The organism is Halospina sp. K52047b (assembly GCF_008709855.1).
In the GTDB taxonomy this organism is placed as follows: Bacteria; Pseudomonadota; Gammaproteobacteria; order Pseudomonadales; family Oleiphilaceae; genus Halospina; species Halospina utahensis_B.
The window spans coordinates 244,592-255,787 of record NZ_VYJH01000001.1; the positions used below are offsets into that span (position 1 = coordinate 244,592).

10 protein-coding genes and 1 tRNA gene are annotated in these 11,196 nt (G+C 63.9%); 5 read left to right on the forward strand and 6 right to left on the reverse strand.

Annotated elements, in window-relative coordinates; all coding sequences use genetic code 11:
- Positions 1-34: 34 nt before the first annotated feature.
- Complete coding sequence (locus F3089_RS01190; protein ID WP_095617465.1) at positions 35-529, reverse strand: hypothetical protein; 495 nt, start codon at positions 527-529, stop codon at positions 35-37.
- An 83-nt stretch (positions 530-612) separates the two neighbouring features.
- Between F3089_RS01190 and F3089_RS01195 the strand changes: the two genes are divergently transcribed.
- Positions 613-1,911 (forward strand): M18 family aminopeptidase, encoded by a 1,299-nt coding sequence (locus F3089_RS01195; protein ID WP_151439034.1) that lies wholly within the window; start codon positions 613-615, stop codon positions 1,909-1,911.
- 11 nt (positions 1,912-1,922) lie between these two features.
- On the opposite strand, the gene F3089_RS01200 is transcribed toward F3089_RS01195, so the two are convergent.
- The 3 genes from F3089_RS01200 to F3089_RS01210 form a co-directional block, all read right to left on the reverse strand.
- Positions 1,923-1,998: transfer RNA gene (locus F3089_RS01200), tRNA-Asn, on the reverse strand.
- Between the two features lie 20 nt (positions 1,999-2,018).
- Positions 2,019-3,056: a lipase secretion chaperone gene (locus F3089_RS01205; protein WP_151439035.1), complete on the reverse strand. Its 1,038-nt coding sequence runs from the start codon at positions 3,054-3,056 to the stop codon at positions 2,019-2,021.
- A 60-nt stretch (positions 3,057-3,116) separates the two neighbouring features.
- Positions 3,117-4,067 carry an esterase/lipase family protein gene (locus F3089_RS01210; RefSeq protein WP_151439036.1) on the reverse strand — a complete coding sequence of 317 codons (951 nt, stop codon included), beginning with the start codon at positions 4,065-4,067 and terminating at the stop codon, positions 3,117-3,119.
- A gap of 211 nt (positions 4,068-4,278) precedes the next feature.
- Here F3089_RS01210 and F3089_RS01215 point away from each other — a divergent pair, with 211 nt between their 5' ends.
- Positions 4,279-5,256 (forward strand): YheT family hydrolase, encoded by a 978-nt coding sequence (locus F3089_RS01215; RefSeq protein WP_151439037.1) that lies wholly within the window; start codon positions 4,279-4,281, stop codon positions 5,254-5,256.
- Here the strand turns inward: F3089_RS01215 and F3089_RS01220 are convergent.
- Positions 5,253-5,855 carry an arylesterase gene (locus F3089_RS01220; protein WP_151439038.1) on the reverse strand — a complete coding sequence of 201 codons (603 nt, stop codon included), beginning with the start codon at positions 5,853-5,855 and terminating at the stop codon, positions 5,253-5,255. The two genes, F3089_RS01215 and F3089_RS01220, sit on opposite strands and share 4 nt — an antisense overlap.
- A 110-nt stretch (positions 5,856-5,965) precedes the next feature.
- Here F3089_RS01220 and F3089_RS01225 point away from each other — a divergent pair, with 110 nt between their 5' ends.
- From F3089_RS01225 to gabT, 3 genes are all read left to right on the forward strand, one after another.
- Positions 5,966-6,667: an ABC transporter ATP-binding protein gene (locus F3089_RS01225; RefSeq protein WP_225741633.1), complete on the forward strand. Its 702-nt coding sequence runs from the start codon at positions 5,966-5,968 to the stop codon at positions 6,665-6,667.
- Positions 6,664-9,150, forward strand: coding sequence for an ABC transporter permease (locus F3089_RS01230; protein WP_151439039.1), 2,487 nt, complete (start codon positions 6,664-6,666; stop codon positions 9,148-9,150). The genes F3089_RS01225 and F3089_RS01230 overlap by 4 nt, the downstream gene beginning before the upstream one ends.
- Positions 9,151-9,225: 75 nt before the next feature.
- The gene (gene gabT, locus F3089_RS01235) at positions 9,226-10,503 is read left to right on the forward strand and encodes a 4-aminobutyrate--2-oxoglutarate transaminase (RefSeq protein WP_095617458.1); all 1,278 of its coding nucleotides are present in this window, start codon (positions 9,226-9,228) and stop codon (positions 10,501-10,503) included.
- A gap of 72 nt (positions 10,504-10,575) precedes the next feature.
- Here gabT and F3089_RS01240 read toward each other — a convergent pair whose 3' ends face one another.
- Positions 10,576-11,136, reverse strand: coding sequence for an Hsp20/alpha crystallin family protein (locus F3089_RS01240; RefSeq protein WP_151439040.1), 561 nt, complete (start codon positions 11,134-11,136; stop codon positions 10,576-10,578).
- Positions 11,137-11,196: the final 60 nt, after the last annotated feature.

The following is an 11,196-nucleotide window of genomic DNA, read 5'->3' on the forward strand; positions in this document are numbered from 1 at the left end:
GCGCTGTCGTCGAAACCGGTCACAAAGTCCGCGTTCAGCCGGAAGAGTCCGGATCGGTGAGGCCCTCCTCGCGTGCGAGCAGCAGCTGGGCATAGACCGCGTTCTCCGCCACGCTGGCATCCAGCGTCTCGCGCAGGATGATGTCCTGGTAACGGTCATTGAGGCTTTCAAAGCTCTCATGATGGAGCAGGGCGGTCATTGGGGCCAGTTCGAACCCGGCCTGGATGCCCAGGGCCTCGCAGAGGAAGTCCAGCAGCTGATCGTCCGGATCCAGGCCGTCCGAGAACACCGTGGTTTCCCCCAGGTCCTCGTTCATTTCCCGCAGCACATCCACCGGTGCCACGCCCCGGTCGCGGAAGAACTCATCGTCCAGCAGGCGCTCATCCAGGTCCTCTGCCAGCCAATCATCCTCCGGGCGGATGATGACGTACTTGATCCGGCCGTCGCTCAGTGACCAGGCCACGGCGGTGGGGAACAGCTGCGGCCCGTTGTCGTCGTACTCGAATTTGAGAAACTGTGGAATCCGCATGGGGGTCTCATCCTGCGCTATGCTGTGGGAGCCCAATGGTAAACCCGCACACTTTCTGAGGCGAGACGCAGACGGGAGTCCGCATGGAACTGAATACTTTCAATGAGGGCCTGCTCGAGTTCCTGGGGCAGTCTCCAACCCCCTGGCACGCCGTGAGCAACATGGCCGGGATGCTCGACGCCGCTGGATTCCAGCGCCTGGACGAAGGCGACCCCTGGTCCCTGGCGCCGGGGCAGGGCTATTACGTGGTGCGCAATGAGTCGGCGCTGGTGGCATTTCACACCGGCCGGCGATCGCCCGCGGAGGCAGGCTGGCGCATGATGGGCGCGCACACGGACAGCCCCTGCCTGCGCGTGAAACCCAACCCGGAGATCCGCCGGAACGGCTGCCTTCAGCTGGGCGTGGAGGTCTACGGTGGCGCACTGCTCAATCCCTGGTTCGACCGGGATCTATCCATGGCGGGACGGGTGACCTATGAAGACGATCAGGGGCGGAGACGGGATACCCTGGTCGACTTCCGCCGCCCCGTGGTGGTGATTCCCTCGCTGGCGATCCACCTGGACCGGGACGCCAACAGCAGTCGCAGCATCAACAACCAGCAGCACCTGCCCCCGGTTACCCTGCTCACCGCCGAGCACCCGGATACGGATTTTGAGCAGCTGTTGGCGCAGCAGTTACGGGCCGATCAGCCGGGAATCAACCTGCGCCGGATCCTGGAGCATGAGATCTGTCTCTATGATACCCAGGCCCCGGCCCGAGTGGGCATGGCCGGGGAATTCATCACCTCCGCCCGACTGGACAATCTGCTCAGCTGCTGGCTGGGCATGCAGGCGTTGTTGGCCTCGGACGGTACCCAGCCGGCCCTGGCGGTGTTCAATGATCATGAGGAAGTGGGCAGCATGACTGCCGAGGGTGCTCAGGGCCCCCTCCTGGAATCCGTGCTGCAGCGCTGGGTCGGGGGCGAGGATCGGCACCGGGCACTGGCCCGTTCGATGATGATGTCCGTGGATAACGCCCATGCCATCCATCCCAATTACCCGGAGTATTACGATGACGCTCATGGGCCGGTGATGAATGAAGGGCCGGTGATCAAGATCAACCGCAATCAGCGTTACGCCAGCAGTACCCGCACCAGTGGCCTTTTCCGGCACCTGAGTGGTGAACTCGGGGTGCCCTGCCAGACCTTTGTGGTGCGTTCTGACATGGGGTGTGGCAGCACCATCGGTCCACTGACCGCCGCAGGTATCGGGATCAGTACTCTTGATGTGGGGGTCCCCCAGCTTGCCATGCATTCCATCCGGGAGATGGCCGGAAGCCGTGATGCGCACTCGCTCTATCGGGTATTGCGCCGCTACTTTGAACTGGACAGTCTCTGGGACTGAAAGGCGGGAATTGGCTCCCCGAGCTGGGCTCGAACCAGCGACAACCTGATTAACAGTCAGGTGCTCTACCAACTGAGCTATCGGGGAGCTGCAGAAGAGGGCGAATACTACCCATCCTGGCGTGAGGCGTCAATCCGGGACAGGGCCCGGGCACGGCGGCGTTCCGCTTCCGAATCGAAATGCTCTGAACGCAGCCGTTCCAGCGCCCGGCGCAGGTCGGATTCGGTCAGGCTGTCATTGCTCCGGATACGCTGTTTTTCCCGCTGGTAGCGCGCCAGCCGTTGCTGCCACCGGGCACGCTCCTCATCCAGTTCCGCCAGCTGGTCAGCCGCCTCCGCTCCGAGTTCGCGGCTGCGCAGGGCGTGGATCTCGGCGTCACTGGCCCCATCCTCGCGCATCCGGCGCGTCTTCTCACGCAGGGTATTGTAGGTCCGCGAGCGCTCCCGCACCTGCTGGACGTGCTCCGGCAACATCTCTTCGAGATCCCGCAGGCGCTTGCGTTTTTCGTCGGCGCTGAGGTCCGGGTTATTCTCGATCCGCTGGCGTGCCAGCTGATTTTCGATCCGCTGCTGTTCTCGCCCGAAGAAACCCTCGGCCATGGCCTCGCCCAGGTGACTGCGGCGCAGCTGCTTCAGCTGGTTCAGCACGTGCCGGGTTTGCTCCGGGGTCACCTCGCCCATCCGGGTTTCCAGGTTGCCCGCGGCCTCCCGGTAATCCAGGTAGCGGTCGAGCGCCTCCATAACGTCCTCGCGGATCGCCCCGGGAACCTCCCTCTCAACCATGGCCTGGCGCATGCGATCACGCATGGCGGCTTCGTCGTCCTGTGACCGGGTCAGGCCGATGAAAAAGTCCATGAATCGGCGCAGGTCCCGGTCAAAGACCAGGTTGCCGTTCATGTCCACCCTTATGGCCCCGTCAATGGCAATGTTCTTGACGGTGTCATCCAGGGGCAGCGCCTGCTTCGGGGGTTCCCTGGGGGGACTGTTGCGGTTACCGGCGGTGGCCGGGGTGTCATGCTTGAGGGTCGTCACCGAGCCTGCCGGGGAGGGAGCTTCGGGGCTTTCCGGTGACAGCAGGAAAAGACTGAATCCGAGTGTGGCGATGCCGGCAAAGGCACCCGCCAGGATTCCTTGTCTGATGCCCATGTCAGAGTACTCCTGTGCTCCCGGCCCACAGGGGGCCGGGATGCTCTCTGGGATGCAGGATCAGAGTCCGGCCTGTTGCAGACGGTTGGCCTGTTGGCGGTAGAGCTCGACCGGATCCGCTGCATGGCGGGAGGTGATGCCGAACAGATGGTTCACCGTGTCCAGATGGTTGAGCTCATAACCGACACTGATGACCCTGCCCAGTTTCATACTGCAGGCGGGAACCAGTCCGTCGTTGGGCTCGTCAATGAGGGTGCCGGTCGCCGCCAGCAGAGGATCACTGGCATCCAGAAGGTTGGTCTTCACCGCGTCCCCGCCCCAGGAGTAGTAGCGGATACCGTTTGCTTCCGCCGCACCATCGTTGCCGCAGTACTCCGAGGGAACACCGGCCGGGAAGTCCTGGTTGAAGGCAACGCTGCCCTCAGTGCTCAGTGACTGGATGGCGGCGCCGGTATCCTGGGGCAGACCGCCGCCGGAGGCACCGTCCACGATGCTGAATACAATGTCGCCAAGGCCATCGAGCTCGCCGCTGGCCGTCGCGTCCGCCACTGGCGTACCCCAGTTGACGCCGCTCACGCTGGTCGCTGAGGCCACCAGGTCCGGCGCTACACCCGCCACGTAACGCACTGTTGGTCCGCCATGACTGTGACCAATCAGGTTCACCTTCTCGGCGTCGGTGGTGGCGACAATCTCCTGAACCTGGGCCAGAAGCTGTTCGCCACGCACTGCTGTGGAGTTGGCGGCCGAAACCTGTGGCACGTAGACCTCGGCGCCATCCTCGGCAAGCGCTCCGGGGATGCCGTTGAAATAGTCAACAATCCCGAAGAGGTTATCGAAGCCGGAGAGTCCGTGGACCAGCACGATCGGGTGCTGGGTTTCGGTGTAGCCCTGGTCGTCGTTACCCCAGCTGAAGAAGCTGTCGAGTAAGCCGGCACTGGCACTGTGTGCTCCCAGAGTGAGGGCCAGGGCCGTGCCCGTGAGGACCGGTGCGGTATGTTTGCGGAAGGTCATATCGATTTCCTTTTGTTGTTGGTCGATTAACCGTTTGTCAAAATCTGATCCAATCACAAAAAGTCGCGTCACGACATTGTTCGCGAAGGCATCTTTGTTGTTCCGCCCGGACAATGGCCGAACGTTATGTAAACTGGTGACGTGGGTCACAGAGTTCAGCGGATCAAAAGCACTTCCGGAGCGGGCGGGCAAGCCGATACACTCGTCTCCCATGACGCAGAAAAACCGCAGTAACGAGCAGTTCCAGCCCCCGGTGTGGCTCCGTAACCCCCATCTGCAGACCGTCTGGCCCACGCTTTTCCGCCGGATCGACTTTGTGCCGGATGCCGCGGAAAGACTGGAGACGCCGGACAATGACTTCCTGGATCTCGACTGGTACCAGCGCGGCAACGGACGGCTGCTGGTACTCAGCCATGGGTTGGAGGGCTACAGCCGCCGCCCCTACATGCTGGGTATGGTGCAGGCGGCGCTTGCCTGCGGCTGGGACGTGCTGGCCTGGAACTTCCGTTCCTGCAGTGGTGAGATGAATCGCCAGCCCTGCTTCTATCACAGCGGTTCCAGCGACGACCTGTCGCTGGTGGTCGAGCGGGCGCTGGCTGAGTCGCCGGCCTATGACAGCATCGCGCTGGGCGGTTTCAGCATGGGTGGCAACGTCACCCTGGTCTATCTGGGGGAGCGTGGGGCGTCACTGGATCCCCGGATCCGGGGCGCCGCGGTTTTCTCGGTGCCCTGCGATCTGGCGGGCAGCGCCCGGGAACTGGCGAAGCCCGGCAACCGCTTCTACATGAGCCGCTTCATGGATGAGCTGAGAGTCAAGATCCGCGCGAAGCACGAGCTCTATCCCGATCTCATCCCGCTGGAGGGACTGGATCGCATGAAAACCTTTGCAGAGTACGACGATCAGTACACCGCGCCCCTGCACGGATTCCGGGATGCTGAGGACTACTGGTACCGCTGCTCCAGCACCCGATTTCTGGGTGGTGTCCGGGTGCCGGCGCTGATCGTCAACGCGGCGGATGATCCCTTTCTGACCCCCGGAAGCTATCCCCATGCAGAGGTGATGGACAACCACCGGATCAGGCTGGAAGTGCCCCGATACGGCGGCCATGTGGGGTTTGTGGGGGATGAGCGCAACGGGCAGTACTGGTCCGAGTGGCGGGCGATGCGGTTCCTTGAGTCCCTGGACTAGTCCGTTTCCGCCAGCAGCGGCTGCAGCGCCTGCCACACGCGATCCCGTATCAGCGGCTGAGCCTGGGCCGTGGGGTGGATGCCGTCGTCCTGCATCATGCCGTCCCGGTTGTGGATTGCCTCAAGCAGGAAGGGGATGAAGGCCAGATCCTTTTCCTCTGCCAGAGTTCGATACTGCTGGCGGAACGCGTCCGTATAGGCGCGCCCGTAGTTGGGCGGGATCTCGATGCCCACCAGCAGAACCCTCGCACCGTCGGCGCGGATGCGTTCAACCATGCTGGTGAGATTGGCGTGGATGGTAGCCGGGTCCTTGCCACGCAGCCCGTCATTGCCACCGAGTTCCAGGATGACCAGCTCCGGGGACTGGGACTCCAGCATCCGGTCGATCCGCCGCAGCCCGCCGTCAGTGGTTTCGCCGCTGATGCTGGCATTGACCACGTCCCATTCCGGCGCCTCCTGCGTCATGCGCTCCTCCAGCAGGCTGACCCAGCCGTTCTCTTCAGCCATGCCGTAGGCCGCGCTCAGGCTGTCGCCGTAGACCACCAGGGTGTTCGCCTGGGCCAGCACGGGCAGGAGGGCAGCCATAAGAACCAGCGTCATGGCCCGCAGGAATGAACCGGGCAGGCTTTCGCGCGTATCAAGTGAGGGTATACCGCGCCAAGTGTGGCGATTAGGATTCACAGCTGTCATAGACCAACCGGAGACCATGGGTGAGTGAGGCAACTGACGCAATCATAAGGGCACAGGACCTGAGTCACCAGGTGGAAGTGGGGGCGGAGACGCTGACCCTTCTCAGTGACATCAACCTCAGCGTCGCCGCAGGGGAGTCGGTGGCCATCCTGGGCCGCTCCGGTTCGGGCAAGACCACGCTGCTGGGCCTCCTGGCGGGGCTGGACCTGCCCTCTTCAGGAACCGTGGATCTTGCCGGTGAGCGCATCAGTGCCATGGATGAGGACAGTCGGGCCCGGCATCGCGCCAACCGGGTGGGCTTCGTGTTCCAGTCATTCCAGCTGCTGCCCACCCTGAGTGCCCTGGAAAACGTTCTGCTGCCGCTGGAACTCGGTGATGTACGTGATGCCTCGGGCCGGGCAAAGGAACTGCTGGAGCGTGTGGGGCTGGGCGAGCGCCTGGGCCACACCCCCCGTCAGCTTTCAGGGGGTGAACAGCAGCGCGTGGCGATTGCGCGGGCCTTTGCCGCCAACCCGGCGGTGCTGTTTGCCGATGAGCCCACGGGTAATCTGGACACGACCACGGGGCAGCAGATTGCAGACCTGCTGATGGCGCTCAACGCTGAGCAGGGCACCACCCTGGTGCTGGTGACCCACGACGAGGAGCTGGCCGGGCGCTGCAACAGGCGCATCCGAATGGACGGTGGCAGGCTGCTCGACGCAGCCACGGAGCCTTCCTTATGAGCGGTCTTCACCGGCTCGGGTGGCTCTCGCGGCGGGACTGGCGCCAGCGGGATGTGCGGGTGATGCTGGCCTCGCTCATGGTGGCCGTGGGAATTGTGGCAACCATTGGACTGTTTGCTGACCATCTGCAGCGCACCATCATGACCTCGGCCACCAGCTTCCTGGCCGCGGACCGTCAGCTGGCGTCCTCCCATCCACTGCCGGAGGCTTTCCGGAGCGAGGCGGAGAACAGGGGGCTGGCCACCGCCCGCCAGATCGCGTTTGCCACCATGCTCCAGGGTGGGGAGGGCATGGGACTGGTACGCGTGCGGGCGGTGGATGGCGACTACCCCCTGCGCGGTGAGGTTGAGATCCAGGACGCGCCCGGCGAACCGCGCCGTATGGTGGGTCATGGCCCGCAGGAAGGTGGGATATGGGTGAACTCGCGCCTTCTCCGGCTTCTGGATGTGGCCCCCGGAGACCGCGTCGGCGTCGGCGACGTGCGCCTGCGTATTACCGGTGTTCTGGTGCGCTCCCCGGATGCGGGTTTTGACCTGGCAGCACTGGCGCCGCGGGTGATGATGCATCACGCGGATGTTGAGGCGGCCGGGGTGGTGCAGCCGGGCAGCCGCGTGACCTATCGGGGCCTTTACGCCGGTACGGAGTCGCAGCTCAGCGGTTTCCATGAATGGCTGCAACCCCGGCTCAGGGAAGGGCAGCGCTGGCGCAGTGTAGAGGATGGCCAGGCTGGTGTCTCGGATGCGCTGGACCGGGCGGAGCGTTTCCTGCTGCTGGGCGGGAGTCTGGCAGTGCTTCTGGCGGCGGTCGCGGTGGCCGTTGCCAGCCGCCAGTATGCTCTGGGCCAGCGCGACACGGTCGCACTGCTCAAGACCCTGGGGCTGGACGGACGTACCATCGGCCGGCTCTACCTTTTGCGTCTGGGGCTCTGGGGTGTGGTCGGTACAGGCCTCGGCCTGTTGCTCGCGTTGCCGCTGTTCGCGGTTCTGGCCCATATCGCCAACCGCTTTCTCGAGGAGCCGGTGGCCTGGCAGGTGAGCCCGACGGCACTGCTGCCGGCGCTGGTCACCGCCTTCGTGGCCCTGTTCGCCTTTGCCTGGCCGCCCATCCGGCGCCTTCGTGGCGTTACCGCCATGCAGGTGCTGCGGGCGGCACCGGGGGAACAGGGACGCTGGGTAGTACTGGACCTGACGGTTGCGGTGGTCGCCATATTCGGTCTGCTGTGGTTCTACAGCGGTGAAGTCTGGCTGGTGCTGGCGCTGCTGGGGGGGCTGGCTGCGTTGCTGGCGGTGCTGACACTGCTTTCCGCAGGCATCGTCAGCATTCTCGGGCGCATCCGGGGCGGCAATCGCGCCTGGCGTCTGGCACTGGTGGCGCTGTACCGCCACCGGCGCTCCGGGCTGGCCCAGATGTCGGTCTTTGCCATGGTTCTGATGCTGGCGGCGACACTCTTCCTGACCCGCTCCGCGTTGCTGGAGGACTGGCACCGCCAGCTTCCGGAAGATGCGCCCAACCATTTCCTGATCAATATCGCGCCGGAAAAAGTGGAGGCCGTGGGCGACTTCCTCGAAGCGCATGGCATGAGCTTTGAGGCCCTGTACCCCATGGTCCGGGGCCGGCTGGTGCGGATCAATGGCGAGCCGGTGCGCCAGGCCGTCTCCAAACACGACGAGATCGGCGCTCTGAACCGGGACCTGAACCTGACCTGGATGGCAGAGCTGCCTTCGGACAACCGTCTGCAGCGGGGGCAGTGGTGGGATGACACCGGTGGCGAGGGCGTCTCGGTTGAGGCTGAGCTGTTCGAGGAAATGGGGCTGTCGATGGGCGATGAGCTGACGTTCCGGATCGGGGGACAGCAGGTCACGGCGCCGGTACGCAGTGTGCGCAGTGTGCAGTGGGAGAGCATGCAGCCGAACTTCTTCATGGTGTTCGCGCCGGGCAAGCTGGATAACCTCTCTGCCACCTGGCTGACCAGCTTCCACCTGGAGGAGGGGCGCAAGGATCTGCTCAATGAGCTGGGTCGGCAGTTTCCGGCAGTGTCGATCCTGGAAGTGGACCACTTCATCGAGCGCATCCGGATCATCATCGCCCAGGTGACACGGGCCATGGAGGCCCTGTTGAGCATGATCCTGGTGTCAGCGCTGCTGGTGATGGCGGCCGTGGTCAGTGCCACCCTGGGCGCACGCCAGCGCGAGGGCGCCCTGCTGCGGACTCTGGGCGCGCGGCGGGGGTTGCTGGTGGGGAGCAGCATGCTGGAGTTCGCACTCATGGGGTTGATCGCAGGGTTTCTCGGGGTGCTGGCAGCGGAGCTGGCAGTGTGGGCGCTGCAGTACCGGCTGTTCGAGGGCAGCTTCCGGCTGCACGCGGAGCTCTGGCTGGTGCTTCCGGCGGTCAGCGCTCTGGTCCTGGCCCTGATGGGGCGCTGGCAGCTGTCACCGGTGCTTAACGTCTCGCCCATGCTGCTGTTACGCCGACTGGAAGACTGAGCCCGTGGAAAAACGGCGGGCGAGCCTGCATACTATCAGGGTTCCTATCCCCAAATTCCCGGAGGGAGAGATTCGATGAACAACGAGCAGCTTCAGGCTCTGAAGGAGAAATACGTTGCCGCTGGCGGTGCCAGCCCCAACAAGCAGTTCGCCGATCACGCGGAAAACGCCGTGCTCTGGGACGCGGACGGCAAGCGCATGATTGACTTTGCCGGGGGCATCGGCGTCCTCAACCTGGGGCATCGCCATCCCCGGGTGGTTGAAGCGGTCAAGGGCCAGCTCGACAAGCTGATGCATACCTGCCAGACCGTCATGCCCTACGCTCCCTACGTGCAGCTGGCCGAGAAGCTGAGCAACATCGTGCCGGTGCGCGGCCATGGCAAGGTCTTCCTGGCCAACTCCGGAGCCGAAGCCCTGGAAAACGCCGTCAAGATCGCGCGCTCCAGTACCGGGCGCAGCAACGTCATCTGCTTTACCGGCGGCTATCACGGTCGGACCTTCATGACCATGGCGATGAACGGCAAGGTCCACCCCTACCAGACCGATTTCGGCCCCATGCCGGGTGGTGTCTTCCGGGCGCCCTATCCAGTGCCCTATCACGGTGTGAGCGAGGAAGAAGCCCTGCGCGGCCTCGAGGCCACCTTCAAGGCGGACTCCGCGCCCCAGCACACTGCTGCCATCGTTATTGAGCCGGTTCTGGGCGAGGGCGGTTTCTACGCCGCGTCGCCGGAGTTCCTGCAGAAGATCCGCTCCATCTGTGATGAGCACGGTATCCGCATGATCGTGGACGAGGTCCAGTCCGGTTTCGGCCGTACCGGCAAGATGTTCGCCATCGAGCACAGTGGTGTTGAGCCGGACATGATGACCATGGCCAAGAGCATGGCCGACGGCATGCCGATCTCCGCCGTGGTGGGAACCGACCACATCATGGACAGCTCCGGCGGCAACTCCCTGGGGGGCACCTACACCGGTAACCCCCTGGCGTGCGCGGCGGCCAACGCGGCTATTGATGTGTTCGAGGAAGAGGACATCCTTGGCAAGAGCCGTGCCCTGGGCGCGCGCCTCGAGGAGCGCTTCAACGACTGGCACCGCCGTTTCCCGCACGTGGACAACGTGCGCCGTGTCGGCGCCATGGCAGCTTTCGAACTGGTGAAGAGCCGCGACAGCCACGAGCCTGATGCCGAGATGGCGGCTGCCATCGTGGGCAAGGTCAAGGAGAAGGGCCTGATCCTGTTGAGCTGTGGCATGTATGGCAACACGCTGCGGTTCCTGATGCCGGTGACCATTGAGAACGAGGTTCTCGAGGAAGGTCTGGGCATGATCGAGGAGGCGCTGGCCGAAGTTCACGGCTGAGCACCTGCTCCAGGATCGTAAAAAAGGGGCTCCCACGGGAGCCCCTTTGTCGTTGCGGATCCTGTGCCCGCGTTACTCCACTTCGATCCGCCGCGAACTTCCGGCCTGTTCCGGATCACGGCCAATGGTGATGGTCAGTACACCGTTGCGGAACTTCGCCCGGAGGTCCTCGGCTCTGGCGTCCGCGGGGAGATCCAGGATCCGCTGGAAGGCGCCGTAGCGGCGCTCGACGAAATGGTAGTTGTCGTCGCTGTCGTCCCGTTCCTGTTGTTTCTCACCCCGGATGACGAGGGCGTCACCCTCCAACTCGACTTTCACGTCATCCTTTTCAACACCGGGCATATCCACGTGCAGTGTGTAGTGTCTGTCGCTCTCCTTGATGTCCACCGACGGCCGGAAGAAATCCTCCGTGATGCCGCCACCCAGCGCTGGCCACTGGGAAAGGCCGAACTGGCGGTAGAAATCATCAAAGAGCCGGTCCATCCGGTCGTGCAGGCTTGTGACCGGATCACTGCTTACGGGCTGTGACCCGCCTTCCCGGGTGGCCGGTACAGCGTTCATGTTCTGTTGTTCACGAGCCTGCTCCTGTTCCTTGCGGAACCAGTTCCACGGGGAGATCTTTTTCAGGTCCATAGCATCACCTCCTCCGGTAGATTCATCATGACCTTCTATTCCTTTAGATGTGGGGCGGAA

What these genes read in the sequence shown, in the direction of transcription:
- F3089_RS01240 (WP_151439040.1), bottom strand. Translation starts at nt 11,136, where the DNA reads ATGGACCTGAAAAAGATCTCCCCGTGGAACTGGTTCCGCAAGGAACAG.
- F3089_RS01230 (WP_151439039.1), top strand. Translation starts at nt 6,664, where the DNA reads ATGAGCGGTCTTCACCGGCTCGGGTGGCTCTCGCGGCGGGACTGGCGC.
- F3089_RS01190 (WP_095617465.1), bottom strand. Translation starts at nt 529, where the DNA reads ATGCGGATTCCACAGTTTCTCAAATTCGAGTACGACGACAACGGGCCG.
- F3089_RS01215 (WP_151439037.1), top strand. Translation starts at nt 4,279, where the DNA reads ATGACGCAGAAAAACCGCAGTAACGAGCAGTTCCAGCCCCCGGTGTGG.
- F3089_RS01205 (WP_151439035.1), bottom strand. Translation starts at nt 3,056, where the DNA reads ATGGGCATCAGACAAGGAATCCTGGCGGGTGCCTTTGCCGGCATCGCC.
- F3089_RS01195 (WP_151439034.1), top strand. Translation starts at nt 613, where the DNA reads ATGGAACTGAATACTTTCAATGAGGGCCTGCTCGAGTTCCTGGGGCAG.
- F3089_RS01220 (WP_151439038.1), bottom strand. Translation starts at nt 5,855, where the DNA reads ATGACGCTGGTTCTTATGGCTGCCCTCCTGCCCGTGCTGGCCCAGGCG.
- gabT (WP_095617458.1), top strand. Translation starts at nt 9,226, where the DNA reads ATGAACAACGAGCAGCTTCAGGCTCTGAAGGAGAAATACGTTGCCGCT.
- F3089_RS01210 (WP_151439036.1), bottom strand. Translation starts at nt 4,067, where the DNA reads ATGACCTTCCGCAAACATACCGCACCGGTCCTCACGGGCACGGCCCTG.